This is a genomic window from Pseudochelatococcus sp. (assembly GCF_050946405.1).
In the GTDB taxonomy this organism is placed as follows: Bacteria; Pseudomonadota; Alphaproteobacteria; order Rhizobiales; family Beijerinckiaceae; genus Pseudochelatococcus.
Window position 1 is genome coordinate 110057 of the sequence record NZ_JBMNUS010000012.1, and the last position, 24852, is coordinate 134908.

Below are 24852 nucleotides of genomic sequence, written 5' to 3' on the forward strand. Positions count from 1 at the left end.
CTCACGATTAACCTCGAAGGAGCTTTCCATGGAACTCGCTCTCGCTGCCAAGTACATCGGTGCCGGTCTCGCCACTTTCGGTCTCGCCGGCGCGGCCCTCGCCCTGGGCAACCTGTTCGGCCAGTTCTTCGCCGGCGCTTTCCGCAACCCGGCCGCGGCCGACGCGCAGCGCGGCACGCTGGTTCTCGGCTTCGCGCTCACGGAAGCGCTCGGCATCTTCTCGCTTCTGATCGCTCTTCTGCTTCTCTTCGCCGTCTGATCCTGATCGAAGCGGTGACGGCGGCCTTTGTCTTCGGGAATTTTTCCCGGAGACGAATGCCGCGGCAGGGCGCCGCTCGCCGGAAAGGCGGGCCTTCGGGCCTGTCTATCTGTTGAGGCACCGGTGGATCGGGTCGCTCTCGCCAAGCTGAGGCGGGCAAGGTCTGGTTCGGTGCGTGATCCTCGTCTTGGGGAGGGAGTTGACAGATGGCTGAAGCGATCAACACCGGGGCTGAAGTCGCGCATGAGGTCGGCTTTCCTCCGTTTAACGCCGAAACCTTTGCGTCGCAGCTTTTCTGGCTCGCGCTCACTTTTGGATTTCTTTACTGGTTCGTGTCGAAGATCGCCCTGCCGCGTATCGCTGCGGTGATCGACGAACGCAACCAGCGTATCGGGACTGATCTCGGCGAGGCCGCCCGCCTGAAGGCTGAGGCGGATACCGAGTTCAAGGCCTATGAGGCGGAACTTGCCGCGGCCAAGGCGAACGCCCGCGCCATCGCCGAAGAGACGCGCGCGCGTCTGGCAGGCGACAGCGAGGTGCAGCGCAAGGCCCTCGAGCAGGATCTCGCCACGAGGATCGCCGGCGCGGAAAAAACCATCGCAGATACGAAGGCGCAGGCCATGAGCCATGTCGGCGAGATTGCCGGCGAAGCGGCGTCCGCGATCGTCGAGCGTCTTCTCGGCGCGGCGCCGGCTGCGGGCGCGGTGGATGCGGCGGTCAAATCCGCTCTCGATGGCCGATAGGAGACAGCCATGTTTCTGGAAGCTGAATTCTGGGTCGCCGTCTCGTTCTTCGTGTTCGTCGGCATCGCCCTCAAAGCGGGCGCCGGCAAGCTGATCATCGGTCCGCTCGACGATCGCACGAAGCAGATCGCCAACGAGCTGGCCGAGGCGCAACGGTTGCGCAATGAAGCGGCCACTCTGCTGGAGTCTTACAAGGCCAAGCGTGTCGCGGCGGAAGCCGAAGCGCAGGCGATCGTGGACCATGCGCGCGCCGAGGCCGAGCGCGCCGCGAAGGAAGCGGGCGAGCGTTTGAGCGACTTCGTCGCACGTCGCACGGCGACGGCCGAGGCCAAGATCGCGCAGGCGGAAGCGCAGGCGGCCACCGAAGTAAAGGCTGCTGCGGCCGAGGCTGCCGTGCAGGCTGCCGAAGGGGTGCTGCGCGCCAGCCTGAAGGGGAAGACGGCCGACCGGCTGTTCGAGGAGAGCCTCAACGAGGTTCGCACGCAGATCCACTAAAGGCCGTGCAGAAAAGCAGGTATCGCCTTTCGCCGACAAAATGCATAAAATCGAGATATTAGAGCGCCATTTCTGGTTTCATCAGAACGATTGGCGCTCTAAGCATCTGAAAAATAGCCGCAGGGCGAAAGATGAGAATACCGCGATCCTGAAGAGTAGTTGCGCTCTTCGGGATCGTTGCGCAAACAGAGTGTTTGTCTGCCGGCTGATCCAGGAAACGGAGCGGGTTTATGAAGCAGGTCGTATGTTGCCGCAGATTTCCGCTTCGTTTCGCCATGACAGGCGCACTTGCCGTCGTTCTCGCGTCGTGCGCCGGCAATCCGCGTGGCGTGCTTGCGCCGGTGGTGGAAACCGCGCCAGACGCCACGAAAGTGGAAATGCTTGTCGCCACCACACGCGGCAAGGCGGCGAGCAGGGGAGAGTTGTTCTCCGGTGACCGTAGCACCACGCCCGCATTCGCCGATATCGTGGTCTCGATCCCGCCCGCTTCTGCGCGCGCCGTCGGCGAGGTGCAGTGGCCGCGTCGCCTGCCGGGTAATCCCGCGACCGATTTCGTGACGCTGCGTGCGGATATCGTGAATCAGGAGGAGGCGGTGCAACGCTTCCGCCGCGTCGCGTCCAAGGTGCCGCAGCGGCGTGTGCTGATCTTCGTTCACGGCTTCAACAACCGGTTCGAAGACGCCGTATTCCGTTTCGCGCAGATCGTGAACGATTCGGATGCCAAGGTGGCGCCGGTGCTGTTCACCTGGCCGTCGCGCGGCAGCATTTTTGCTTACGGTTATGATCGTGAGAGCGCCAATTTCTCGCGTGACAATCTCGAGAATCTGCTCACCACCCTCGCCAAAGACAAGCATATCGGCGAAATCTCCATCCTCGCGCATTCCATGGGCAATTGGGTGACGATGGAAGCCTTGCGGCAGATGGCGATCCGCAACAACGGACGCCTTGCCCCGAAGATCGCCAACGTGATGCTGGCGGCGCCCGATGTCGATGTCGATGTTTTCCGCACCCAGGTGGCGCAGATCAAGGGCAGCGGTCCGAAGGGGAAGCCGGGCGGCGCCAATTTCGTGCTCTTCACGTCTCGCGACGACCGGGCGCTGGCCCTGTCACGCCGTATCTGGGGCAGCACCGCCCGCCTTGGCGCGATAAACCCCGAATCGAAGACGACCATCGCGGAACTGGAGCGGGAAAAGATCGCTGTGGTCGATCTTACCGGCGTGCGCACGGCTGACAGGCTCAACCACGGCACGTTTGCGGAAAGCCCGGAAGTCGTTCAGCTGATCGGTTCACGTCTCGCCGGTGGTCAGGCGATGACGGATTCGCGCGTCGGGCTGGGCGATCACATTATCCAGATCACCGCCGGGGCCGCATCTTCTGTCGGCACGGCTGCGGGCCTTGTTCTGGCGGCGCCGGTTGCGGTCATCGATCCGCATACGCGCGACAACTTCGGCAGCCAGTTCCACGAATTCGGCGAAGGGCTGGCCGACACGGCGCAGGCCGTCCGCTGACGCGGTATGCGCCCAAATCGATCCGTCGAATTGAGCGCCGGGAGCATCAAGCCGATAAGCCTGATCCGGTTTCGTCAAACCGGATCAGGCTTCAAAGTGTTCAGCGGCGACGCGCGGCAACGCGCACGGGAATCGGGGCACCTGCCGGAGCGGAGACGGGGGCGAAGCGAAGACGCCTTCCCCGCGGCGGCTGTTGTTCCTCCTGCCCGAGTTGCATGACCGCGACGCCCATCTGGATGCTGCCGAAGGTGAGGCAAAGCAGGAACGTCAGCGCGCCCGCAGCGATCATTCCGACAGGGGAGCCCGTGACAAGGCTGCGCAGGCCGGCGGCATCAAGTCCGAACAGCATGCCGGCGAACAGCAATGCGACGCCGAAGCCGATCAGCGCATGGCGGACGAGAAACCAGGTGAGTGGCGTCATGGAAACCTCCCTGTAAAGAGCCATGATCGCATGTTGGCATACCGTCATCAAAACGACAATCGTCGAATAATACCAATGGCGGATGAGTTTGACTCACTGACCGTCGGTCAGGCCCGCACAGCGCATGAGCGAGGCCCGTTCGGCATCGCTCGAAAGCCGGGGCTGACGGTATAACGTCCGCTGGCGTGTTCGATTCGGAGAACGCGCCGGCGGAGCGGGTGGTCCAGACTCAAACCGTAACGATGAGCTTGCCGAATACCTTGCGGCTTTCCAGCCGGTCGAGGCCGTCCTGGAAACGATCGAGGCTGTAAACCGTGTCGATGACCGGCCGGATGCCCGCCGCCATCTTGTCGAGCGCCTCGCCGATGTTGCGGATCGTGCAGCCGAAGGAACCGAAAATGCGGTATTGCTGCTGGAACAACTGCATCAGGTTCATCGTGGCGGAAACGCCGGATGTCGATCCGCAGGTGACGAGCCGCCCCCCGCGCTTGAGGCACAGCAGCGAGCCGTTCCAGGTATCGGCGCCGACATGTTCGAACACGACATCGACACCCTTGCGGCCGGTGAGCTTGCGCACGACGCCCTCGAATCTGTCCGTGCGGTAGTTGATGACGTGATCGGCGCCGAGCGCCTTCGCCTTTTCGCCCTTCTCGTCGTCGCCGACGGTTGCGATGACGGTGCAGCCGATGGCCTTCGCCATGAGAACGGCGGCCGTGCCGATGCCCGACCCGCCGGCATGCACCAGCACGGTTTCGCCGGTCTCCAGCTTCGCATTGTCGAACAGCATGTGCTGGACCGTGCCGAAGGCGATGGGCGCGCAGGCCGCCTCCTCGAAGGAAACGCCATCCGGCACCTTGACCAGCAGGCGCTCGGGCATGTTCACCCGCTCGCAGGTGAAGCCGTCGACGTGAAAGCCCATGATGCCGGCGACATTCTCGCACAGATTGTCCCGCCCCTCGCGGCAGGCCTTGCATTCGCCGCAGGTTTTGGCGCCATAGAGCGCCACGCGGTCGCCGACGGAGAAGCCGTGGACATCGTAGCCGACGGCGGCGACCTCGCCGGCCGCCTCCGCGCCGACGGTGAGGGGCAGCTTGCGCCTGGCGAAGGCCATGCCGCGAAAACCCCAGACATCGATGTGGTTGAGGCCGACGGCACGGATGCGGACCTGCACTTCGCCGGGGCCGGGCGCGGGCGGCGCCTCGACGTCCACGAGGCGCAGGTCGCGATCACCGAAGAGTTGCAGGGCGCGCATGACGAGATCCTTTCAATGGCAGGGTGGGCGTCGGTCAGCGGTGGATGCCGATCTGCGCCGTCAGTCCGCCGTCGACCGGCAGCACCGCACCCGTGATATAGGCCGCGGGCTCCGAAAGCAAAAACGCCGCGAGCCCCGCCACCTCCTCGACGCGGGCGAAACGCCCGGCCGGAATCTGCTTTTCCATATTGGCGCGATAAGCGGCGTAAGGCGCCAGCATGTCGGTATCGATGAAGCCCGGCGCGATGTAATTGACGGTGACGCCGCGTCGCGCGGTCTCCACGGTGAGCGTGCGCAGATAGCTGAGCAGCGCGCCTTTCGATGCCGCATAGGCGGCGTTGCCGGGATTGCCGTTGAGCGCCGCGACCGAGCCGATGGCGACGATGCGTCCCTCCCGCGCGCGGATCATGGGGCGCACCAGCGCCTTGACCAGCCGCGTGAGCGACCAGAAATTCACCTGCATCACCGCCTCGGCGCTCTCCTGCGCCATCACGGCGGCGAGCGCGTCATAGGATTGGCCGGCGTTGTGGACGAGGCCGTAATAGGGACCTTCCTCGATCGTCGTGCAGAAGGCGTCGAGCGCGGCGGTGTCGGCGAGATCGAGGGGAAAGGCGCGCACGGTCCGCCCATCGGCCGTCAGCCGCTCCGCCAGCGCCGCCGCCGCATCGCCCGAGGAGCGGTAGGTGAAGTCGACATCGAATCCCGCTTCCGCGAGCGTCGCGACAATGGCCGCGCCGAGCCCCTTCGCCCCGCCGGTGACGAGTACGCGCCTGCTCAAACGATCGCTCACGCGCCGGGCTCCGCTGCAATGACAAGACAGGTGTTTTGGCCGCCGAAGCCGAACGAATTGGACAGCACCCGCTTCACGGAAGCGTCGCGCGCGGCGTTGGGCACCACGTCGAGCTGGATCGCCGGGTCGGGCACGGCGTAATTGATGGTGGGCGGCAGGCGGCCGTTGAGGATGGTGAGCAGCGAAAACACGGCCTCCACCGCGCCGGCGGCGGTGAGCGTGTGGCCGATCATCGACTTGTTGGAGGAAATCGGCAACGAGCCCGTCTGCGGATCCATGCGGGTTCCGAACACGGAAAGGCAGGCCAGCGACTCCATCTTGTCGTTTTCCGGCGTGCTGGTGCCGTGCGCGTTGATGTAGTCGATGTCGTCGGGCGTCAGACCGGCGTCCGCGATGGCGTCGCGGATCGCGGCGATGGCCGGCGCGCCGTCGGGGCTCGTGCGGGTGCGGTGAAAGCCGTCGCCGCGCTCGCCGCAGCCGGCGACGATGCCGAGGACCGTCGCGCCGCGCGCCCGCGCCGCGTCGTAATCCTCCAGCACGAAAGCGCCCGCACCCTCGCCCATGACGAAGCCGTCGCGGTTCTTCGAGAAGGGGCGGGACGCGCCTTCCGGGTCGTCGTTGTGGGTGGAAAGCGCCGACAGCAGCGAGAAACGCACCAGCGCTTCCGCATGCACGGAGCCGTCCGTGCCGATGGCGAGCGCCGCCTGTGTTTCGCCCCGCCGGATGGCTTCGACACCGAGCTGGATCGCGGTCGCGCCAGACGAACAGGCTGTCGACAGCGAGATCGGCGAGCCGCGCGTGCCGAAGCGCTCGGCGATATGCTCGGCCACGGTGCCGAACAGGAAGAGGTCGTGCCATGCCGAAAAGGCGCCGGAACCGGCCGCGCGCAGCAGATCGGCATAGGTGACGTCGCCGCTGCCGCCGGCGGCGCGCGCCAGCGCCACGCGCTGCGGCCATTCCATCTCGACGGGCGGGACGGCCATGAACAACGCGCCCGGAAAATCGCCCGGCGCGCCGATGCCCGATTGCGCGACGGCCTCGCTGGCGGCGAGCACGGCAAGCTGCTCGGACAGTTCCGGCGCGCTGGTAACGGCGCCGATATCATCGACCGTGGCGGCGATCGTGGTGCGCAGGTTCTCGGTGCTGAAACGCGTGATGCGATGCACGCCCGAACGGCCGGAGGTCAGCGCCGCCCAGTTGTCCGCCTTACCGCGCCCGAGCGAGGTGACGACGCCGACGCCGGTGATGGCGACGACGGGGCGGCCGCGCGCGTCGCGGGTCGGGGAGGAAAGGGAAGTCATGATCAGCCTCCGTTCGGAGCGGCTTCGACAAGCGCGACGCCCTCGCCGCGCTTGTGGCCGACGCTGGTGACGACGGCGTGATGCAGCCGCCCGGCCTCGATCGCCACGGCGGCGAGCGCCAGGCCGAGCGGAAACTGGGCTTCGAGCGTGTGCCCGAACAGATCGCCCGTGGCGTGAACGGGAATGCCCGGCACGAGCTTCGTCAACGAGCCGCGCTCTTCCTCCGTGATGCCGGCGATGCCCGTGGCCCCGGAGAAAACCGCGCCGCCGATGCCTCGGAACGGCTTGGCGCTGTCGTTCCACAGCTTTTCAACGGACGCGCCCACAGAGCCCGGATGCCGGCGGGTGTAGTCCGAAGCGATGCCGCGCAGCACGCCCAGCGCCCGCGCGCCGCGCGCCTCGGCATGTTCGCGCGCCTCGAAGACGAGAAAGGCCGCGCCGCTGCCGAGGATGAAACCGCCGCCTTCGCCGGGCCGATCCCACACGGAAGAAAAATGCTCTTTCCACAGATAGCCGCCGAGTTCGTAGATCAGCAGCGCATCGGGACGCTCGGCGTTATAGGAGCCGCCGACGAGGAAAATGTCGCCCTGGCCGGCCGCGATCCGCCCGTGCGCGATGCGCACCGCGTCGACGCCCGCCTGTTCCTCGCCCATGAAGGTGCGCGAGGCGCCGGTGACGCCGTGCACGATGGCGATGTTGCCGGCGAGCAAATTCGACAATTGCGCCAGGAAGAGCGTGGGGCGCAGGTCGCTCATCAGGCGCTCGTTGAGAAACGCCTCGGGGTTCCCGGCGGCGTCGATGCCGGACAGGATCTGGCCGTCCACCGCGTAGTCGCGCTCGCCGCCGCCGGCCGCGACGATCATCTGCGCCGCATGGCGCAGCGCCGAGTCGCGGGCAAGCCCGGCATCATCAAGGGCGAGGCCGGCCGCGTAGACGCCCAGCTTCTGCCAGTTTTCCATCTGCCGCTGGTCGGCCTTCCTGGGGATCTGCCGGCTCCATTCGAGCGGCACGGCAGGATGCACGGGGAAGGGCGCGAAGGTATCGGTATCGACCTGCGCGGCGTTGTCGCCGTCAAGGGCGGCGAGATGCGCGGCGCGGCCCTCTCCCAGATTCGATACGATACCGATCCCGGTGATCCAGACATCGCGGTTGTTCTTGCTGGCGGGGGCGCTGGCCATTCAGGCATTCTCCATTCAGGCGTTTTCCCGCCCGGCGGTTATCCGCTCAAGTCCGATGTCCGCCGCCTGCGCGCGCATCCGGGCCGAAAGACCGTCGGGAAAAGGCATCAGCTTGAACATCAGTTCCGCATTGCAGATGGCCTTGCCGTCGCTGGCGATGCTCGCCCGCGTCACCGCATAGCCCGAGCCCTGATGGGTGCGCGTCGCGGTGATGACGAGCGGCGCGCCGGGACCGACGAAGGAGCGGAACTTGGCCTTCTCGACCCCCGCCAGAAACGGCATATGCGAGAAGTCGATCAGCCCCAGAATGAGATAGCCCGACGCTTGCGCCATCGTTTCCGTCAACAGCACGCCCGGCATCAGCGGGTGGCCGGGGAAATGCCCCTCGAAAACCGGGCTGGCCTCGGGCACCGTCGACTGCGCTTCAAGCCGCTCCTCCGCCTCGTCGAAAGAGGCAACGCGGTCGATCATCTGAAAATATTCAAGGCGCATGGATGCGTTTTACCTTACGGCCTGACAAGCGCTGAACCGGGCTTTCCCGTGCGGGGCGGCGGATGGAGGCCGGATTTCATGCGAAAGCAAATCCACGTTGCATGAAAGTGCTTCCGATCACGTTAACGACAAGCGTCGGAACGTACAACGGATGAGCGGATCCTGTGCGACGCGGGCGAATACTCCCGATCAGGGTCCGATCCGCAAGTGAATGTCCGCTGCCCATGGACCCGCCGTTCCCGCCCCGTTCAGCCCTTGGCGGCGACAAGCTCGTCGATGCGGGCGGCGAGGTTCTTCAGCACGAAATACTGCTCCGCCGGCACTTTGCCCTCGTTGACTTCCTGCGTCCACGATTCCAGGGGCAGCTTGATGCCGAACGCCTTGTCGATGGCGAAGGCGATATCGAGAAACGCCAATGAATCGACGCCGAGATCATCGATCGCATGGCTGTCGGGCGTGATCTGCTCGCGCGGGATATCCGACGTTTCGGCGATAATGTCGGCGACGGTCTCAAATGTGGATGCCATCGCGGTACTCCTGATTCTGCGGCCTGCGCGGTTGCGTCGTGGCGGACCAATGGCAAATCAAAGGCTTGCGCGCGGCTTGCGCCGCACGACGCCGATCTGGGATGTTTCCATATACATGAGCACCGGCGCTTATCCAAGCGCCGGTGCCCGTGATTGTTGCATTACAATGACGTGGCTTCAAACGCGACCCGCATCACGGGAGAAGTTGTCCCGCAGGTGAAAGCCGCGTCGGGATCACGCCGCAAGCTGGCGCAGCACGTAGTGCAGGATGCCGCCGTTGCGGAAGTACTCCAGCTCGTCAAGCGTGTCGATGCGGGCGATCAGCGGCACATTCTTCACCGCACCGTCGGCGAAGGTGATTTCGGCGGTGAGCTTCTGGCGCGGCTGCAACGTTTCCCCGAGACCGTGGATCGTGACCTGCTCGTCGCCCTTGAGGCCCAGCGTCTCCCACGAGGTGCCTTCCTCGAACACGAGCGGGATGATGCCCATGCCGACGAGGTTGGAACGGTGGATACGCTCGAAGCTCTGCGCGATCACGGCGCGGATGCCCAGAAGCTTGGAGCCCTTGGCCGCCCAGTCGCGCGAGGAGCCCGTGCCGTACTCGCGACCGGCGAACACGACGACCGGCACGTTCTCGGCCTTGTAGCGCTCGGCCGCATCGTAGATCGCGAGCCGCTCGCCGGACGGGAAGTGAACGGCCCAGCCGCCTTCGACCACGTTGCCGGCTTCGTCGCGCACCACCTGGTTCTTCAGGCGGATGTTGGCGAAGGTGCCGCGCATCATGACTTCATGGTTGCCGCGGCGCGTGCCGTACTGGTTGAAGTCCTGCGGGCGCACCTGATGGTCGCGCAGGTAGCGGCCCGCCGGGCTGGCTTCCTTGATCGAACCGGCCGGCGAGATGTGGTCGGTCGTGATCGAGTCCAGGAAGAGGCCGAGAATGCGCGCGTTGACGATATCCTCGACCGGCTCCGGCGTCTTGGTGATGCCTTCGAAGTAGGGCGGGTTCTGCACGTAGGTGGAAGACGAATCCCACTGGTAGGTGAGGCCGCCCGACACCGTGATGCCCTGCCAGTTCTCGTCGCCGGTGAACACGTCCGCGTAACGGCGGCGGAACAGCTCCTGCGTGATGTTCCGGTCGATGAACTCCTGGATCTCCTGCGAGGAGGGCCAGATGTCCTTCAGATACACGGGCTCACCGTCCGAACCCGTGCCGAGCGGCTCGGTGGTCAGATCGATCTGGAGCGAGCCGGCGATCGCGTAGGCGACGACGAGCGGCGGGGAGGCGAGGTAGTTGGCGCGCACGTCCGGGCTGATGCGGCCCTCGAAGTTGCGGTTGCCCGACAGCACGGCGGTGGCGATGATGCCGTTGTCGTTGATCGTCTTCGAGATTTCCTCGGCCAGCGGGCCGGAGTTGCCGATGCAGGTCGTGCAGCCGTAGCCGACGATGTTGAAGCCCAGCGCGTCAAGGTCCTTTTGCAGGCCCGACTTCTCCAGATACTCGCCGGCGACCTGCGAACCGGGCGCCACCGAGGTCTTCACCCACGGCTTCGACTTCAGGCCCCTGGCGACGGCGTTGCGGGCGAGCAGGCCCGCGCCGATCATCACGCTGGGGTTCGAGGTGTTGGTGCAGGAAGTGATGGCGGCGATCACCACATCGCCGTGGCCGAGATCGAAGTTCTTGCCCTCGACCTTGTAGCGGCTGGCGATGTCGGCGGTCTTCTTGAACTCGGTCTCCATCGCGTCGATGAAGCCCTTCTTCGTGTCGGAGAGCAGGATACGGTCCTGCGGACGCTTGGGACCCGCCATCGACGGCACGACGTCGCCCAGATCAAGGGAGAGCGTGTCGGTGAACTCGGGATCGGGCGTATCCGTGGTGCGGAAGGTGCCCTGCGCCTTGGCGTAAGCCTCCACCAGCGCGACGCGGTCGTCGGCGCGGCCGGTCTTGGCCAGATACTTGACGGTGGCCTCGTCGATGGGGAAGAAGCCGCAGGTCGCGCCGTATTCCGGGGCCATGTTGCCGATGGTGGCGCGGTCTTCGATGGTGAGGCCGTCGAGGCCGGGGCCGTAGAACTCCACGAACTTGCCGACGACGCTCTTCTTGCGCAGCATCTGCGTCACGGTGAGCACGAGGTCGGTGGCGGTGACGCCTTCCTTCAGCTTGCCGGTGAGCTTGAAGCCGATCACTTCGGGAATCAGCATGGAGAGCGGCTGGCCGAGCATGGCCGCCTCGGCCTCGATGCCGCCGACGCCCCAACCGAGGACGGAGAGGCCGTTGACCATGGTGGTGTGCGAATCGGTGCCGACGAGTGAATCCGGGTAAGCGACGGTCTCGCCGTTTTCGGCGCGCGTCCACACGGTCTGCGACAGGTATTCGAGGTTCACCTGATGGCAGATGCCGGTGCCGGGCGGCACGACGCGGAAGTTGTCGAACGCGTCCTGGCCCCAGCGCAGGAAGCGGTAACGCTCGCCGTTGCGCTCGTATTCCTTCTCCACGTTGTCGTGGTAGGCGCGCGGCGTGCCGAATTCGTCCACGATCACCGAGTGGTCGATGACGAGATCGACGGGCACCAGCGGGTTGATCTTCTCCGGGTCGCCGCCGAGCTTGTTCATGGCGTCGCGCATGGCGGCGAGGTCGACCACGCCGGGCACGCCGGTGAAGTCCTGCATCAGCACGCGGGCGGGGCGGAAGGCGATTTCCTTCTCCACCTTGCCCTTGTTGTCCAGCCAGTCCCGCACGGCGATGATGTCGTCGCGCTTCACCGTGCGCTCGTCCTCGAAGCGCAGCAGGTTCTCGAGCAGCACGCGCGTCGAGAACGGCAGACGCGAGGCGCCCTCAAGGCCGTTCTTTTCCGCTTCGGGAATCGAGAAATACGTGTAGGACTTGTCACCGACCTGAAGGGTGCGGCGGGACTTGAAACTATCGTTGGAGGTCGTCATTGCGTGATCCTTGCGGGGATGAGTGACACGAATGCCAAGCCTTGAAGCGCCAGAACGCGCGCGCCGCCCCGGGAGTGCCCAGGTCCCCGCGCGTCACGCGCGCGGCGCAGCCTGCGAGCTATATAGCCACTTTCGCGTCCGTGCGCTAGACCGTTAATAGCGGTTCTAAAGAGCTTGCCGCGCAAACGCAATTGTTTAGAGAGGATTTAATCTCGCTTTGCACATTCTCGCCGAAAACCTCGCCTGCCGGCGTTCCGGGCGGCTTCTGTTCTCCGGCGTGGGCTTCGCGCTCGCGGCCGGTCAGGCGCTTGTCGTCACCGGGCGCAACGGAGCCGGCAAATCAAGCCTGCTGGCCATCCTGGCCGGCGCGCTGAAGCCGGCTGCGGGCATCCTGCGCCTGGTCGGCGCGGACGAGCGCACGCTGCCTGAAGTCGTCAACGCCGTCGGCCACCGCGAGGGGCTGAAGGCGATGCTGACGGCGGAGGAAAACCTCGCCTTCGCCCGCGATGTGCTGGGCCGGCCGGCGCTGACGCCGCGCGCGGCGCTGGAGAAGCTCGATGTCGCCCATCTGGCGCGGCTGCCGGTGGCCTATCTGTCCGCCGGCCAGCGGCGGCGCGTGGCTTTGGCGCGGCTTTTTGTCACGTCGCGTCCCGTCTGGCTGCTCGACGAGCCGACTTCCGCGCTCGATGCGCCCTCGCAGGCGCTGCTTGCGGCGTTGATGCGCGAGCATCTGGCGAATCGCGGCCTGATCGTCGCCGCGACGCATCTGCCGCTCGCTCTCGACGGCGCGCTGACGCTGACTGTCGCGCCGCCGGAGCCGATGGAAGAGCAGGGAGAAATGTGGTGATTCGCGCGCTCAAGGCCATCATTCGGCGCGATCTGAGCATCGCGGCGCGCATCGGCGGGGCGGGCGGGCTGTCGCTGGTGTTCTTCCTGATGCTGGTGACGCTCATTCCCTTCGCCGTCGGCCCCGATCTCAACCTGCTGTCGCGCATCGGCCCGGCGATCCTGTGGCTTGCGGCTGTGCTCTCCACCCTTATCGGTCTCGACAGGCTGTTTCAGGCCGACGAGGAAGACGGCTCGCTCGCCATCATGCTGGCGAGCGAGACCCCGCTCGAACTCGTGGTGATCGCCAAGGGCGTGGCGCATTGGCTGACGACCGGCCTGCCGCTGGCGCTCTTCGCGCCCCTGCTGGGGCTGATGCTGGCGCTGACGCCGCAGGCGATGCTGGCCGTGTGCGCCACCCTCGTCGTCGGCACGCCGGCGCTCACCTTCATCGGCATGGTCGGCGCGGCGCTCACAGCCCGCCTGCGCCGGGGCGGGCTCATCCTCTCCGTTCTGGTCATGCCGCTGATGGTGCCGACGCTCGTTTTCGGCGTTTCGGCGGCGCAGGCGGCCTCGGGCGGCACGGTGCCGTTTCTCACGCCGTTTCTCGTGCTGTGCGCGTTGAGCCTCATGACGCTGGTCATCGGAGCCGCCGCCGCCGCCGCCGCGCTGAGAGGGCACGAATGAGCGCGCGGGGGCGGAACATGCGCGAATTATCGCATTGTCGGGCGGGACGGCAGCCGTTACATCGGTTACAATCTGGAATTTATCCAGTGCCGCCGACATGGCGGCTACCGTCGAACCCTGACTGACGGAACCGGGGATGGCCGAAAAGAACTCGATAGTCACCGCGCTTGCCAATCCGACCCGCTTTCTTGCCCTTTCGGCGCGCGTGCTGCCGTGGGTCGCCGGCCTGTCGGCCCTGCTGCTGCTGGCGGGGCTGTGGCTCGTGTTCTTCCGCGTGCCGGACGACTACCAGCAGGGCGCGACGGTGCGCATCATGTATATCCACGTTCCGGCTGCCTGGCTGTCGCTGTTTCTCTATGCGATGATGACGGGCTCGGCCATCGGCACGCTGGTGTGGCGGCATCCGCTCGCGGATGTGGCGCAGAAGGCCGCGGCCCCCATCGGCGCGGCCTTCACCTTTCTGTGCCTCGTCACCGGCGCCATCTGGGGCAAGCCGATGTGGGGCACGTGGTGGGTGTGGGATGCGCGCCTGACGTCGGAACTCGTGCTGCTGCTCATCTATCTCGGCATCATCGCCCTCTGGCGCGCCTTCGAGGAGCCCTCGGCGGCGGCGCGCGCGGTCGCGATCATGACGCTGGTGGGCTTCGTCAACATTCCCATCGTGAAATTTTCCGTCGACTGGTGGAACACGCTGCACCAGCCGGCTTCCGTGTTCCGGCTCGGTGGCTCCTCCATCGACGCATCCATGCTCTGGCCGCTGCTGGTGACGGCGGCGGGCTTCACGCTGCTGGCCGTGGCGCTGCACCTTTCCGGCATGCGCACCGAAATCCTGCGCCGGCGCGTGCGCGCGCTGAGCCTGATGGAAGCCCAGCAGCGGGAGCGCGCGCCCGCTCCCGGTATCATCGGCAACGAGAATCCGGGCGCTGAAAATCTGCGCACAGGAGCGTTGTCATGAGCGGCGCGCACACGGGCTACATCGTCGCGGCCTACGCTTTCGCGGCGCTCGTCGTCGGCGGGCTGATCCTGCGCGCCGTGCTCGACCACCGGGCGCAAAAGCGCGCGCTGGCCGATTTCGAGGCGCGCGGCGTGCAGCGCCGCTCGCGGCGGAAGGCGCAATCATGAGCGCTTCCGGGCCGGAGAAACCGCGCCGGCGTCTCGTCGTGCTGCTGCCGCTCGTCGCATTCGGCGCGCTGGCGGTGCTGTTCCTCACGCGCCTTCTCGACGGCGATCCCGCGCGCGTGCCGTCGGCGCTGATCGGGCGGCCCGCGCCGGCTTTCGACCTGCCGCCGCTCGACGGGCTCATGCGCGGCGGCGCGCCGGTGCCCGGTCTCGCGACGGCGGATCTGCGGGCGAACGGGGTCACGCTCGTCAATGTCTGGGCGTCGTGGTGCGTGCCGTGCCGGCAGGAGCATCCGCTGCTGATGAAGCTCGCGGCCGATCCGCGCGTCACCGTGGTGGGCATCAACTACAAGGATGCGCCGGAGAACGCGCGCCGCTTCCTCGGCGCGCTCGGCAATCCGTTCGCGCGCGTGGGCGCGGATACCGGCGGCCGCGTCGGCATCGACTGGGGCGTCTACGGCGTGCCGGAAACCTTCGTGGTGGCGGCGGACGGCGCCATCCGCCACAAGCACATCGGGCCGCTCACGCCCGAAGCGGTGGCGACGACGCTCGAAGCCGCCATTGTGGCGGCCGCGGCGGCGCCCTGATCACTCTTTCGACGGTTCGTCCTGTGGGGAATGGCGCAGGATGAGCCGCGTCTGCGCCAGCGCGAAGGCGAGCGTGATCGGCATGAAACCGAACACCTTGAAGCTCACCCAGAAGTCCGTGCTCTGCGTGCGCCAGACGATTTCGTTGATCGCGGCGAGCACGAAGAAGAACGCGCCCCAGCGGAAGGTGAGCTTGCGCCAGCCCGCGTCGTCGAGCTGGAACACGCTGCCGAAGATGATCGGCAGCAGCGGCCTGTCGAACAGGAACAGGCCGCCGAGCAGGATGGCGCCGAAAAGGCAATTGACGATGGTGGGCTTGAGCTTGATGAACAGGTCGTCGTTGAGCCACAGCGTCATCGCGCCGAACGCCACCACGACGACGCCCGACACCAGCGGCATGACGGGCACGCGCCGCTCCAATGCGTAGTTGACCGCCAGCGCCGCGATGGTCGCCAGCATGAACACGGCGGTGGCGGAAAAAATGCCGGCGTGTTCGGGGCTCATGCCGGCCGGCAGCAGCGGGCCGATCAGCGGGCCGAACAGGGCGGGGCGGGCGTTCGCCGCGAAGAACAGCAGCAGCGGCCCCATTTCCAGCAGCAGTTTGGTGAGGGGCGGCAGGCCCGCTTTTCCGGTTTCGGCAGTGTGTGTCATGGTCCCTGATCGTCCAGCCCGGCGATGGCGCGGGCAAAATCCTTCGCGGCGAAGGGTTCGAGGTCGTCGACGCCCTCGCCGACGCCGATGAAATGCACCGGCAGGCCGAACCTGTCGGCGAGGGCGACGAGGATGCCGCCGCGCGCGGTGCCGTCGAGCTTGGTCATGACGAGGCCGGTGACGCCGGCCGTCTGGCCGAATATCTCGACCTGACCGACCGCATTCTGCCCCGTCGTGGCGTCGAGCACCAGCAGCACGGCGTGCGGGGCGTTCTCGTCCCGCTTCTTCACGACGCGGATGACCTTTTCCAGCTCCGCCATCAGCCCGGCCTTGTTCTGGAGGCGGCCGGCGGTGTCGATGAGCAGCACGTCGGTGCCGCTTTCCTGCGCCTCGCGCAGCGCGTCGAAGGCGAGGCCGGCGGCGTCCGCGCCCTGCTCGCGGCGGATGACGCGCGCGCCGGTGCGCTCGCCCCATACCGAAAGTTGCTCGATGGCGGCGGCGCGGAACGTGTCGCCGGCCGCCAGCATCACGGAGCGCCCCTCGGCGCGGAACTTTTGCGCGAGCTTGCCGATGGTGGTCGTCTTGCCCGATCCGTTGACGCCGACCATCAGGATCACGAACGGCCTTTTCGCGGCATCCACGACGAGCGGCTGCGCGACGGGGGCGAGCACTTCCTCGATCTCGGCGGCGAGAATCGCCTTCACCTCGTCGGGCGCGATGGTCTTGTCGTAGCGCCCCTTGCCCACCGCCTCCGTGACGCGGGTCGCCATGCCGACGCCGAGATCCGCCTGGATCAGGATGTCTTCCAGCTCCTCCAGCGTGTCGCCGTCGAGCTTGCGGCGCGTGAAGATGCCGGTGATGCCGGAGCCGATGCTGGAGGACGTGCGCGACAGGCCGCTCTTGAGGCGCTGCCACCAGCTCGCCTGCACCGGCGGCTCTTCCTGCACGGGCAGCTCTTCCTGCGCCGGCGGCGCCTCCTGCGCGGGTTCCGGTTCCGCCGGCTCAGGTTCCATCGGTTCGCGCCCGGTGCGCTCCGACCTTTCGGACTCTTGCCTTTCGGGCGCTCGCCTTTCGGATTCCGGCGCGGGCGATTCGGGCGGCGGCTCGATCGGGACGAGGCTCCCGTCGTCGCTGGCCGGGATGTCGGGCGGCGCCTCCTGCTTGCGGCCGAAGAGGCGGGAGAACAGGCCGCGCTTCTTGCCGTCCTGCCTGTCGTCGTCGGTCATGGGGCTTTCCGTCGTTGCAGGGTCCGATGGTTCGATGGGCCCGCCCGGAAGGACCGGCCCGGAAAGACTTGCTATCGCCTCGCTTCCTCGATAGCCCGAACGGCATGAACGGGGAAGTCACAGAAGCCGATATAATGCGCCGCGTGCTCTATCGCGATGCCCTGATGCTCGTCATCGACAAGCCGGCCGGGCTGCCGGTGCATCCGGGGCCGCGCAACGCCGCCTCGCGCGGCGCGGGCGACGCGGATGTCACGCTGACGCAATTCCTGCCCGCGCTGCGTTTCGGCCTGCCGCGCGTGCCGGAACTCGCCCACAGGCTCGACCGCGACACCTCCGGCTGCCTCGTGCTCGGCCGCCATCGCAAGGCGCTGGAGCGGCTGGGCAAGCTTTTCGCCGGGAGCGCGGCGCACAAGACCTATTGGGCGATCGTCGAAGGCGGCCCGCAGGCGGATGCGGGGGAGATCGACCTGCCGCTCGGCCGCCGCGACCCCGATCGCGGCTGGTGGATGAAGGTGGACCCGCAAGGCCAGCCGGCGCTCACCCGCTGGCGCGTGCTGGGGCGGGCGCAAGGCCGCACCTGGCTGGCGCTGGAGCCGGTGACGGGGCGCACGCATCAGTTGCGCGTGCATTGCGCGGCGAGCGGTTTTCCTATCCTCGGCGATGCCGTCTACGGCAACGCGCCGCGTAGCGGCGGGCCGGGCCTGCATCTGCATGCGCGGGCGATCACGCTGCCGCTCTATCCCAGGCGCGCGCCGATCCATGTGGAAGCGCCGCTGCCGGCGCATATGGCGCAAACCTTCGCGGCGCTCGGGTTCAACGCGCCGGCGCCGTCAGGCGGCGAGCAACTGCCGCCCGTCGTGGGCGGCGATGGTGACGGGCAGGAACTGGCCGGCGGCGGGTGAGCCGGGCAGTTGCACGGCCGTGAACGCTTCCGTGCGGCCGATGCCGCCGCGTTCCGTCAGCACGGTCCGCCGCTGGCCGATCTCGCCGGCGAGATGGCGCTCCAGCAGGCGCGCGCCGATGGCCCGCAGCCGCGCGGCGCGTTCCTTCACCGCCTCGCGCGCCACCTGCGGCATGCGCGCCGCCGGCGTGCCGGGGCGGGGCGAGAACGGAAAGACGTGCAGGTGCGTCAGTCCGTAGGCGACGACGGCCTCGCAGGTGCGCGCGAACATTTCTTCAGTCTCGGTCGGAAAGCCGGCGATGATATCCGCGCCGAACACCATGTCCGGGCGCAGGCGGCGCACTTCCTCCACGAAGGCGAGGGCGTCGGCGTGGGAGTGGCGGCGCTTCATGCGCTTGAGGATGAGGTCGTCGCCCGACTGGAGCGAGAGATGCAGGTGCGGCATCAGGCGCCTGTCGGTGGCGACGGCTTCCAGCAGGTGCTCGTCCGCCTCCACCGAATCGATGGAGGAGAGCCGCAGCCGCGCCAGATCCGGCACATGGCGCAGGATGTTCTTCACCAGCAGGCCGAGCGTCGGCCGGCCGGGCAGGTCCGCGCCGTAGCTGGTGATGTCGACGCCGGTGACGACCGCCTCGCGATAGCCGTTGCCGGTGAGGCGCTTCAGCCCCTCGACCACCGCGCCCATCGGCACCGAGCGCGACGGCCCGCGCCCGAAGGGGATGACGCAGAACGTGCAGCGGTGATCGCAGCCGTTCTGCACCTGCACGAAGGCGCGCGTGCGGTCCTCGAAGGCATCGGCCATCTGCGGCGCGGTCTCGCGCACGGCCATGACGTCGCTCACCGCGACGCGCGCGGGAGCCGGCGTCATCCATGTTTCGGGGCGCATCTTGTCGGCGTTGCCGACGACGCGCGCCACCTCCGGCATGGCGGCGAAGCGCTCGGGCTCGATCTGCGCCGCGCAGCCGGTGACGACGATGCGCGCATCGGGGCGCTCGCGCTTGAGGCGGCGGATACTCTGGCGGGCGTGGCGCGTCGCCTCCGCCGTCACGGCGCAGGTGTTGACGATGACGATATCGTCGCCGGCGGCTTCCGCGTGGCGGCGCAGCGTCTCCGACTCGGCGATGTTCAGCCGGCAGCCGAAGGTGACGATCTCGACCGCCATCACACCGCCGCGTCGCCGAAAAGGGCCGGCGGCAGGCTGTCCGACCATTCGAGTTCGGTGGGCCCCGTCATCCGCACGCCCTCGCCGTGCTCGTCCTTGCCATGCTCGTCCTTGCCATGCCATTCGATGACGAGTTCGCCGCCCGGCAGCACGACCGTGACGCGCGGTTCCGCAAGGCCGCGCGAGATCGCCGCCACCGCCGCCGCGCAGGCGCCGGAGCCGCAGGCGCGGGTCTCGCCCGCGCCGCGCTCCCACACGCGCAGCAGCAGGCGGTCGCGGCCCGCCATCTGCGCCAGCGAGATGTTGGCGCGCTCGGGAAACAGCGGATCGTGCTCCAGCGAGGGGCCGAGCGCGGCAAGGTCGTAGGCCGCCGCGTCGGTGACGAAGAACACCGCATGCGGGTTGCCCATGCTCACCCCGAACGGCCTTTCCAGCGCGGGCAGGCCGGGCGCTTCCCGCGACAGCGGGAGGGCCGCGGTATCGGGCACCGGCCCCGAGAGGGGAATGTCCTGCCAGCCGAAACGCGGCGCGCCCATGTCGACGGTGAAGACGTTCTCGCCGCGCCGCGTGCAGGCGAGAATGCCGGCGCCCGTCTCGACGGCGGTTTCGGTGCGATCGGTGCCGCGCAGCACGGCCCAGGCGACGCAGCGCGTGCCGTTGCCGCAGGCGCCCGCCTCCGAACCGTCGGCGTTGTAGATGCGCACGAAGGCGTCCGTGTCTTCCGAGACGGGATCGTGCAGCACCATCAACTGGTCGAAGCGCGCCCGCTCGAAGCGCCCGATGGCCCGCACCTCTTCTCCCGTCACGGCATGCGAGCGTCCGCGCAGGTCGAGCACCACGATCTCGTTGCCGAGGCCGTTCATCTTGAGGAAGGGCAGATTGGAAAGCGTGTTCAAAATTTTGTCCGTCAAAGAGATTGCAGATGAGATATATGATGCAATTCGCGCATGAAGACCAGTCCCGGCGGCTCCGCCCTTCAGCCGTAATATTCGTGTGCTATGCGATAGAGCACGATGCGCGGCCCGGCTGCCGGCGGCGCTGACCCCTGGAGCAGCTGACCCTTGGAGCAACGGATGACGGCGCGTGTACGATTCGCGTTTCTGGCTTGCCTCGTCCTGACGGGGCCTGCGCATGCCACGCGCCTTGAGGCGCTCGACACCCGGCCCGCGGCGGTCCAGCCTCCCGGCTCCGTGCCGGAGACGCCCGCCGTGCCGCTGATTTCTCCGCCCGACGCCGGCGCGTCCGCCGGCGAGAACGGCGATGCCGCGCGGACGCCCGATGCGTCGCGGGCGACGCTCGCCCCGCCGCCCGCCGATGCGAGCCGCATCGACGCGGTCGAGATCGCCCCGCGCACGACGCTGGTGCTGTCGCTGAAATCGAGCTGGGAAAAGGGCTTCGAAAGTCTCGCGGCCGCTTTCCGGCTGCTCGACGAGATCGCCATCGCCGCCGGTTTCGACGTGACGGGCAGGCCGTTCGCGGTCTTCACCAGGACGGATGACGACGGCTTCGGCTTCGACGCCATGCTGCCGGTCTCGGGCCCGGATCGCGACACGCAGGCGAATGCCGATGCGGCCATGCGGGAAGCTCTCGCGCAGGCGGTCGCGGAACATGCCGCCGCCGACGGCGGAAAGGACGAGAACGCGCGCGCCGTCAGGCTCGGCGCGGGTCCCTCCGGCAAGGCCTATCGCTTCGTTCATGCCTCGCCCTATGACGACATCGACACCACCTACGAGGCCGTCACCGCCTGGCTCGACAGCCGCAACATCGCGGTGCGCGACGCCTTCATCGAGGAATACGTCTCCGACCTGACCGAGCCGACGGACGAGGCGCTGGAGGTTTATGTCTACGTGCAGCCCGTCGACGGGCCGGCGGGCGAGGGAACGGCGCCGGACGAAGACCCGCTGCATCCGCCGCCGGCACCGGCGCAGACGCCGCAGCCCCGGATGCCGCAGTCCCAAATGCCGCAGTCCGATGCGCCGCAGCCGTCCGATCCGCAGGCGCCCGCGCCGGCCGGCAGGTGAAGCCCTCCGTTCGGCTATCGATCGGGGCTTGACTCCATGCCCCGATCGATAGCATAAAGCCCGGATATATCCGCCCGAACCTTCGTTCGCGAGCCGCCGACCGTGCAGGGGTTTCATGCCCCGCCGGAGGTCCACGTCCGACAGCGCGTTGCGCCCTCGGGCGCGTTCGGCTTTGCGCATACGGATTCACGGCGCGGATCGCAGGCGGAGAGAAGCATGGTTGGCGAAGCGGCCCGTCCGGGCGTGCTGCCGGGTCTGGACATCGGGCGTATGGCCCCGCACATCCCTGAAGGGCGGATGCCCCCGCGGGGCGGGATCGCGCGCGCCCGCGCGGCGGCGGCCAACGGATAACCGGAGACAGCCATGTTCGAGAGCCTTTCCGAAAAACTTTCCGGCATTTTCGATACGCTCACCCGCCGGGGCGCGCTGACCGAGGCGGATGTCGGCGCCGCGCTGCGCGAGGTGCGCCGCGCGCTGCTTGAGGCGGACGTGGCGCTGGAGGTGGTGCGCTCCTTCACCGAGAAGGTGAAGGCGGCGGCCGTGGGCGCCAATGTCGTCAAGTCGGTGACGCCGGGGCAGATGGTCGTCAAGATCGTCCACGACCAGCTCGTCGAGATGCTCGGCACGGAGGCGATCGGCATCGATCTCGATGCGCTGCCGCCGGTCGCGATCCTCATGGTCGGCTTGCAGGGCTCGGGCAAGACGACGACCACGGCCAAGATCGCCCGCCGCCTCACCGACAGGGAAAAGCGCAAGGTCCTGCTCGCCTCGCTCGACACCCGCCGCCCGGCGGCCATGGAGCAGCTCGCCGTGCTGGCCAAGCAGGTGGGCGTCGATGCGCTGCCCATCGTGGCCGGCCAGTCGGCGGTGCAGATCGCGAAGCGCGCCATGGAGGCCGCCCGGCTCGGCGGCTATGACGTCGTGATGCTCGACACCGCCGGCCGCGTCACCATCGACGAGGCGCTGATGGCGGAAGTGGCGCAGGTGAAGGCCGCGACCGATCCGCACGAGGTGCTGCTCGTCGCCGACAGCCTCACCGGCCAGGATGCGGTGAACACCGCGCGCGCCTTCGACACGCGGCTCGGCGTCACCGGCATCGTGCTCACCCGCATGGACGGCGACGGGCGCGGCGGCGCGGCGCTCTCCATGCGCGCCGTCACCGGCAAGCCGATCAAGCTCGTCGGCACCGGCGAGAAAATCGACGCGCTGGAGGACTTTCATCCCAAGCGGGTGGCCAACCGCATTCTGGGCATGGGCGACATCGTGTCGCTCGTGGAGAAGGCGTCCGAGACGCTCGACGCCGAAAAAGCCATGCGCATGGCCGAGAAGATGCGCAAGGGCCAGTTCGATCTCAACGATCTGCGCGATCAGATCGGCCAGATGGAGCGTATCGGCGGCATGAAGGGCATGCTGGGCATGATGCCGGGCATGGCCAAGATGAAGAGCCAGATCGACAACGCCGGCCTCGACGAACGCATCCTGAAGCGTCAGAAGGCGATCATCGATTCGATGACGCCGAAGGAGCGCCGCTCGCCCGATATCCTCAAGGCCAGCCGCAAGAAGCGCATCGCCGCCGGCTCCGGCACGAAGGTCGAGGACGTCAACAGGCTCCTCAAGATGCATCGCCAGATGGCCGACGTGATGAAGGCCATGGGCAAGGGCGGGCGTGGCGGCATCGCCGGAGCGCTCGGCAACATGTTCGGTCTCGGCGGCGGCGGTCTTGGCGGCGGCATGCCGAACATCGATCCTTCCAGGCTCACGCCGGAAATGATCGAGGAAATGAAGAAACAACTGCCGGCGGGCCTTGCCGGCGGTTTGCCGGGAGAGGGTTCGCCCGGCGGCCTCCCGAAGCTGCCGCCGGCGGGGCTTGGAAACAAGGGGAGCGGCACGCCGAAGCTGCCCGGTCTTCCCGGTCTTGGCGGCGGTTCCGGCGGCGGTCTGCCGGGGCTCGGAAAGCCGGGCGGGTCGTTCAATCCGTTCGGCAAGAAGAAATAAGTTTTTGCAAGATTTCTGGTTGAAAGGAAAAGTGAAAAAATGGCTCTGAAGATTCGTCTCGCCCGTGGCGGCGCCAAGAAGCGCCCCTATTACCGTATCGTCGTTGCCGATGCCCGCGCGCCGCGCGACGGTCGCTTCATCGATCGCATCGGCGCCTACGATCCGCTGAAGGCGAAGGACGACCCGGCGCGCATCGCCATCGACATCGAAAAGGCGAAGGAATGGCTCGCCAAGGGCGCGCAGCCGACCGACCGCGTGCTGCGTTTCCTCGATGTCGCCGGCGTCACCACGCGCCCCGCGCGCAGCAACCCCAAGAAGGGCGAGCCGGGCAAGAAGGCGCAGGAACGTGCCGCCGAGCGCGCCGAAGCTGCGGCGGCAGCCGCTGCCGCCGCCGCAGAGGCGACCGGGGAAACCGCGGAAGCGTGATCGCGGGACGAAACGTCATCCTGGACACCGGCGGAGCGGGTGCGGATCATGGCTGAGGCGAGACGCGAGCGTGTTCTTGTCGGCGAGTTCGGCCGCGCCCACGGTGTCCGTGGCGAGGTGCGGCTGAAATCGTTCACCGGCGATCCGGCGGCGATCGCGTCCTACAACCCGCTTCAGCGCGAGGATGGCGGTCCGGTCGTGCTCGTCGGGCTGAGGCCGGTGGCGGGCACGCACGACATGTTCGTCGTCCGCGTCGAGGGCGTCGCCACCCGTGAGGCGGCGGAAGCCTTGACGCGCGAGCGCCTTTATGTGCCGCGTGAGCGGTTGCAGGTCGAGCTTGACGACGACGAGTTCCTGCAAGCCGATCTCGTGGGCGCGCGCGTCGAGGATGGCGCGGGCAAGGCGATCGGCCGGCTGACGGCGTTCCACGATTTCGGCGGCGGCGACGTCATCGAGATCGCGCCCCATCCCTCGCTCGGGCGGCGCAAGCCGGCGCTGCTGCCGTTCACGAAGGCTTTCGTGCCGGTGGTCGACGCGGCCGGCGGGCGCGTCGTGGTGGCGGCGGATCTGTTCGGCGATGACGGCGACGATGAGCCCCGTGATTGAGGCGCCGCGTCCCGTGTGGCGCGCCAGCGTGCTGACGCTGTTTCCCGAGATGTTTCCGGGGCCGCTCGGCATCAGTCTGGCGGGCGAGGCGCTGAAGCGCGGCGACTGGTCGCTCGATGCGCACGACATCCGCGATCACGGCCTCGGCCGCCACCGCAGCGTGGATGACACGCCGGCCGGCGGCGGGCCGGGCATGGTGCTGCGCGCCGATGTGCTGGCGGCGGCGATCGACGCCGTATGCGCCGGCGACGCGCGGCCCCGCCTCCTGATGAGCCCGCGCGGCCGTCCGCTCGCGCAGGCGCGGGTGCGCGCGCTGGCGGAAGGGCCGGGCGCGGTGATCGTGTGCGGGCGCTTCGAGGGCGTGGACGAGCGCGTGATCGCCGGGCGCGGGCTTGAGGAAGTATCGATCGGCGATTACGTGCTCTCCGGCGGCGAGCCGGCGGCGATGGTCGTGATCGACGCCTGCGTGCGCCTGCTGCCCGGCGTCATGGGGCACGACGCTTCCGGCGCGGAAGAGAGCTTCGAATCGGGGCTGCTGGAATACCCGCACTACACCCGCCCGCGCGTGTGGGAGGGCCGGGAGATTCCCGAGGTGCTGCTGTCCGGCAACCACGGTGCCGTCGCCCGCTGGCGGCGCGAGGAAGCGGAGCGCATCACCCGCGCAAGGCGGCCCGATCTGATGCGAGGATGACGCGAGCGGCTCGACAAGCGCGCCCCGCTCGTGTATAGGCCACCCTTCTCTG

27 protein-coding genes are annotated in these 24852 nt (G+C 67.7%); 15 read left to right on the forward strand and 12 right to left on the reverse strand.

Going from position 1 to position 24852, the window contains the following annotated elements:
* Window positions 1-28: 28 nt before the first annotated feature.
* The 4 genes from ACOYJQ_RS16480 to ACOYJQ_RS16495 all read left to right on the forward strand — a co-directional run bounded on the left by ACOYJQ_RS16480 (window position 29) and on the right by ACOYJQ_RS16495 (window position 3005).
* Window positions 29-259 (forward strand): F0F1 ATP synthase subunit C, encoded by a 231-nt coding sequence (locus ACOYJQ_RS16480; RefSeq protein WP_433459970.1) that lies wholly within the window; start codon window positions 29-31, stop codon window positions 257-259.
* 206 nt (window positions 260-465) lie between these two features.
* Window positions 466-1002, forward strand: a complete 537-nt coding sequence (locus tag ACOYJQ_RS16485) for a F0F1 ATP synthase subunit B (protein WP_433459971.1) — start codon at window positions 466-468, stop codon at window positions 1000-1002.
* Window positions 1003-1011: 9 nt separating this feature from the next.
* A complete protein-coding gene (locus ACOYJQ_RS16490) occupies window positions 1012-1497 on the forward strand; it encodes an ATP F0F1 synthase subunit B (RefSeq protein WP_433459972.1) in 486 nt (161 codons plus the stop codon).
* A gap of 275 nt (window positions 1498-1772) precedes the next feature.
* Window positions 1773-3005 (forward strand): alpha/beta hydrolase, encoded by a 1233-nt coding sequence (locus ACOYJQ_RS16495; RefSeq protein WP_433459973.1) that lies wholly within the window; start codon window positions 1773-1775, stop codon window positions 3003-3005.
* A gap of 100 nt (window positions 3006-3105) precedes the next feature.
* Here the strand turns inward: ACOYJQ_RS16495 and ACOYJQ_RS16500 are convergent, their stop codons facing one another.
* The 8 genes from ACOYJQ_RS16500 to acnA all read right to left on the reverse strand — a co-directional run bounded on the left by ACOYJQ_RS16500 (window position 3106) and on the right by acnA (window position 11903).
* Window positions 3106-3426: a hypothetical protein gene (locus tag ACOYJQ_RS16500; RefSeq protein WP_433459975.1), complete on the reverse strand. Its 321-nt coding sequence runs from the start codon at window positions 3424-3426 to the stop codon at window positions 3106-3108.
* Window positions 3427-3655: 229 nt separating this feature from the next.
* Complete coding sequence (locus ACOYJQ_RS16505) at window positions 3656-4678, reverse strand: zinc-binding dehydrogenase (protein WP_433459976.1); 1023 nt, start codon at window positions 4676-4678, stop codon at window positions 3656-3658.
* A gap of 34 nt (window positions 4679-4712) precedes the next feature.
* Entirely contained in the window at window positions 4713-5468 is a 756-nt protein-coding gene (locus ACOYJQ_RS16510; protein ID WP_433459977.1) for an SDR family oxidoreductase, read from the reverse strand.
* Complete coding sequence (locus ACOYJQ_RS16515; protein ID WP_433459979.1) at window positions 5465-6769, reverse strand: beta-ketoacyl-ACP synthase; 1305 nt, start codon at window positions 6767-6769, stop codon at window positions 5465-5467. Before ACOYJQ_RS16515 ends, ACOYJQ_RS16510 begins: the two co-directional genes overlap by 4 nt.
* 2 nt (window positions 6770-6771) lie before the next feature.
* The gene (locus ACOYJQ_RS16520) at window positions 6772-7947 is read right to left on the reverse strand and encodes a beta-ketoacyl-ACP synthase (protein ID WP_433459980.1); all 1176 of its coding nucleotides are present in this window, start codon (window positions 7945-7947) and stop codon (window positions 6772-6774) included.
* Window positions 7948-7962: 15 nt separating this feature from the next.
* Window positions 7963-8439 carry a 3-hydroxyacyl-ACP dehydratase FabZ family protein gene (locus ACOYJQ_RS16525; RefSeq protein WP_433459982.1) on the reverse strand — a complete coding sequence of 159 codons (477 nt, stop codon included), beginning with the start codon at window positions 8437-8439 and terminating at the stop codon, window positions 7963-7965.
* 248 nt (window positions 8440-8687) lie between these two features.
* On the reverse strand, window positions 8688-8966 hold the full coding sequence (locus tag ACOYJQ_RS16530; RefSeq protein ID WP_433459985.1) for an acyl carrier protein: 279 nt from the start codon (window positions 8964-8966) through the stop codon (window positions 8688-8690).
* 234 nt (window positions 8967-9200) lie between these two features.
* A complete protein-coding gene (gene acnA / locus ACOYJQ_RS16535) occupies window positions 9201-11903 on the reverse strand; it encodes an aconitate hydratase AcnA (protein WP_433459987.1) in 2703 nt (900 codons plus the stop codon).
* A 217-nt stretch (window positions 11904-12120) separates the two neighbouring features.
* Between acnA and ccmA the strand changes: the two genes are divergently transcribed.
* The 5 genes from ccmA to ACOYJQ_RS16560 all read left to right on the forward strand — a co-directional run bounded on the left by ccmA (window position 12121) and on the right by ACOYJQ_RS16560 (window position 15121).
* Entirely contained in the window at window positions 12121-12750 is a 630-nt protein-coding gene (ccmA, locus tag ACOYJQ_RS16540) for a heme ABC exporter ATP-binding protein CcmA (RefSeq protein WP_433459989.1), read from the forward strand.
* Window positions 12747-13415, forward strand: a complete 669-nt coding sequence (gene ccmB, locus ACOYJQ_RS16545; RefSeq protein WP_433459992.1) for a heme exporter protein CcmB — start codon at window positions 12747-12749, stop codon at window positions 13413-13415. The genes ccmA and ccmB overlap by 4 nt, the downstream gene beginning before the upstream one ends.
* 136 nt (window positions 13416-13551) lie before the next feature.
* A complete protein-coding gene (locus tag ACOYJQ_RS16550) occupies window positions 13552-14370 on the forward strand; it encodes a heme ABC transporter permease (protein WP_433459993.1) in 819 nt (272 codons plus the stop codon).
* Window positions 14367-14537: a heme exporter protein CcmD gene (gene ccmD, locus ACOYJQ_RS16555; RefSeq protein WP_433459994.1), complete on the forward strand. Its 171-nt coding sequence runs from the start codon at window positions 14367-14369 to the stop codon at window positions 14535-14537. The genes ACOYJQ_RS16550 and ccmD overlap by 4 nt, the downstream gene beginning before the upstream one ends.
* Entirely contained in the window at window positions 14534-15121 is a 588-nt protein-coding gene (locus ACOYJQ_RS16560) for a DsbE family thiol:disulfide interchange protein (protein WP_433459996.1), read from the forward strand. Before ccmD ends, ACOYJQ_RS16560 begins: the two co-directional genes overlap by 4 nt.
* Here ACOYJQ_RS16560 and ACOYJQ_RS16565 read toward each other — a convergent pair whose 3' ends face one another.
* Window positions 15122-15772: a septation protein A gene (locus ACOYJQ_RS16565; RefSeq protein ID WP_433459997.1), complete on the reverse strand. Its 651-nt coding sequence runs from the start codon at window positions 15770-15772 to the stop codon at window positions 15122-15124.
* On the reverse strand, window positions 15769-16998 hold the full coding sequence (gene ftsY, locus ACOYJQ_RS16570; protein ID WP_433460000.1) for a signal recognition particle-docking protein FtsY: 1230 nt from the start codon (window positions 16996-16998) through the stop codon (window positions 15769-15771). Before ftsY ends, ACOYJQ_RS16565 begins: the two co-directional genes overlap by 4 nt.
* A 134-nt stretch (window positions 16999-17132) precedes the next feature.
* Between ftsY and ACOYJQ_RS16575 the strand changes: the two genes are divergently transcribed.
* Window positions 17133-17900: an RluA family pseudouridine synthase gene (locus tag ACOYJQ_RS16575; RefSeq protein WP_433460002.1), complete on the forward strand. Its 768-nt coding sequence runs from the start codon at window positions 17133-17135 to the stop codon at window positions 17898-17900.
* Here ACOYJQ_RS16575 and mtaB read toward each other — a convergent pair.
* Complete coding sequence (mtaB, locus tag ACOYJQ_RS16580) at window positions 17829-19061, reverse strand: tRNA (N(6)-L-threonylcarbamoyladenosine(37)-C(2))-methylthiotransferase MtaB (protein WP_433460004.1); 1233 nt, start codon at window positions 19059-19061, stop codon at window positions 17829-17831. The two genes, ACOYJQ_RS16575 and mtaB, sit on opposite strands and share 72 nt — an antisense overlap.
* Entirely contained in the window at window positions 19061-19957 is an 897-nt protein-coding gene (gene dapF / locus ACOYJQ_RS16585) for a diaminopimelate epimerase (RefSeq protein WP_433460006.1), read from the reverse strand. Before dapF ends, mtaB begins: the two co-directional genes overlap by 1 nt.
* A 177-nt stretch (window positions 19958-20134) precedes the next feature.
* On the opposite strand from dapF, the gene ACOYJQ_RS16590 reads away from it, so the two are divergent.
* The 5 genes from ACOYJQ_RS16590 to trmD all read left to right on the forward strand — a co-directional run bounded on the left by ACOYJQ_RS16590 (window position 20135) and on the right by trmD (window position 24800).
* A complete protein-coding gene (locus ACOYJQ_RS16590) occupies window positions 20135-21082 on the forward strand; it encodes a hypothetical protein (RefSeq protein WP_433460008.1) in 948 nt (315 codons plus the stop codon).
* A gap of 363 nt (window positions 21083-21445) precedes the next feature.
* Window positions 21446-23077 carry a signal recognition particle protein gene (gene ffh, locus ACOYJQ_RS16595; RefSeq protein ID WP_433460010.1) on the forward strand — a complete coding sequence of 544 codons (1632 nt, stop codon included), beginning with the start codon at window positions 21446-21448 and terminating at the stop codon, window positions 23075-23077.
* A 39-nt stretch (window positions 23078-23116) separates the two neighbouring features.
* Window positions 23117-23503 carry a 30S ribosomal protein S16 gene (rpsP, locus tag ACOYJQ_RS16600; RefSeq protein WP_433460011.1) on the forward strand — a complete coding sequence of 129 codons (387 nt, stop codon included), beginning with the start codon at window positions 23117-23119 and terminating at the stop codon, window positions 23501-23503.
* Between the two features lie 48 nt (window positions 23504-23551).
* Window positions 23552-24109 (forward strand): ribosome maturation factor RimM, encoded by a 558-nt coding sequence (rimM, locus tag ACOYJQ_RS16605; protein ID WP_433460013.1) that lies wholly within the window; start codon window positions 23552-23554, stop codon window positions 24107-24109.
* Entirely contained in the window at window positions 24081-24800 is a 720-nt protein-coding gene (gene trmD, locus ACOYJQ_RS16610) for a tRNA (guanosine(37)-N1)-methyltransferase TrmD (protein WP_433460014.1), read from the forward strand. The genes rimM and trmD overlap by 29 nt, the downstream gene beginning before the upstream one ends.
* Window positions 24801-24852 lie beyond the last annotated feature (52 nt).

Excerpts from the sequence above, each read along its gene's own strand:
- ftsY (WP_433460000.1), bottom strand. The coding sequence starts at position 16,998 with ATGACCGACGACGACAGGCAGGACGGCAAGAAGCGCGGCCTGTTCTCC.
- ACOYJQ_RS16515 (WP_433459979.1), bottom strand. The coding sequence starts at position 6,769 with ATGACTTCCCTTTCCTCCCCGACCCGCGACGCGCGCGGCCGCCCCGTC.
- ACOYJQ_RS16590 (WP_433460008.1), top strand. The coding sequence starts at position 20,135 with ATGACGGCGCGTGTACGATTCGCGTTTCTGGCTTGCCTCGTCCTGACG.
- ffh (WP_433460010.1), top strand. The coding sequence starts at position 21,446 with ATGTTCGAGAGCCTTTCCGAAAAACTTTCCGGCATTTTCGATACGCTC.
- ACOYJQ_RS16480 (WP_433459970.1), top strand. The coding sequence starts at position 29 with ATGGAACTCGCTCTCGCTGCCAAGTACATCGGTGCCGGTCTCGCCACT.
- trmD (WP_433460014.1), top strand. The coding sequence starts at position 24,081 with ATGACGGCGACGATGAGCCCCGTGATTGAGGCGCCGCGTCCCGTGTGG.
- ccmD (WP_433459994.1), top strand. The coding sequence starts at position 14,367 with ATGAGCGGCGCGCACACGGGCTACATCGTCGCGGCCTACGCTTTCGCG.
- ACOYJQ_RS16575 (WP_433460002.1), top strand. The coding sequence starts at position 17,133 with ATGCGCCGCGTGCTCTATCGCGATGCCCTGATGCTCGTCATCGACAAG.
- ACOYJQ_RS16560 (WP_433459996.1), top strand. The coding sequence starts at position 14,534 with ATGAGCGCTTCCGGGCCGGAGAAACCGCGCCGGCGTCTCGTCGTGCTG.
- ACOYJQ_RS16530 (WP_433459985.1), bottom strand. The coding sequence starts at position 8,966 with ATGGCATCCACATTTGAGACCGTCGCCGACATTATCGCCGAAACGTCG.
- ACOYJQ_RS16490 (WP_433459972.1), top strand. The coding sequence starts at position 1,012 with ATGTTTCTGGAAGCTGAATTCTGGGTCGCCGTCTCGTTCTTCGTGTTC.
- ACOYJQ_RS16520 (WP_433459980.1), bottom strand. The coding sequence starts at position 7,947 with ATGGCCAGCGCCCCCGCCAGCAAGAACAACCGCGATGTCTGGATCACC.
- mtaB (WP_433460004.1), bottom strand. The coding sequence starts at position 19,061 with ATGGCGGTCGAGATCGTCACCTTCGGCTGCCGGCTGAACATCGCCGAG.
- ACOYJQ_RS16495 (WP_433459973.1), top strand. The coding sequence starts at position 1,773 with ATGACAGGCGCACTTGCCGTCGTTCTCGCGTCGTGCGCCGGCAATCCG.
- ACOYJQ_RS16525 (WP_433459982.1), bottom strand. The coding sequence starts at position 8,439 with ATGCGCCTTGAATATTTTCAGATGATCGACCGCGTTGCCTCTTTCGAC.
- acnA (WP_433459987.1), bottom strand. The coding sequence starts at position 11,903 with ATGACGACCTCCAACGATAGTTTCAAGTCCCGCCGCACCCTTCAGGTC.
- ACOYJQ_RS16550 (WP_433459993.1), top strand. The coding sequence starts at position 13,552 with ATGGCCGAAAAGAACTCGATAGTCACCGCGCTTGCCAATCCGACCCGC.
- rimM (WP_433460013.1), top strand. The coding sequence starts at position 23,552 with ATGGCTGAGGCGAGACGCGAGCGTGTTCTTGTCGGCGAGTTCGGCCGC.
- rpsP (WP_433460011.1), top strand. The coding sequence starts at position 23,117 with ATGGCTCTGAAGATTCGTCTCGCCCGTGGCGGCGCCAAGAAGCGCCCC.
- ACOYJQ_RS16505 (WP_433459976.1), bottom strand. The coding sequence starts at position 4,678 with ATGCGCGCCCTGCAACTCTTCGGTGATCGCGACCTGCGCCTCGTGGAC.
- ACOYJQ_RS16485 (WP_433459971.1), top strand. The coding sequence starts at position 466 with ATGGCTGAAGCGATCAACACCGGGGCTGAAGTCGCGCATGAGGTCGGC.
- ACOYJQ_RS16565 (WP_433459997.1), bottom strand. The coding sequence starts at position 15,772 with ATGACACACACTGCCGAAACCGGAAAAGCGGGCCTGCCGCCCCTCACC.
- ACOYJQ_RS16500 (WP_433459975.1), bottom strand. The coding sequence starts at position 3,426 with ATGACGCCACTCACCTGGTTTCTCGTCCGCCATGCGCTGATCGGCTTC.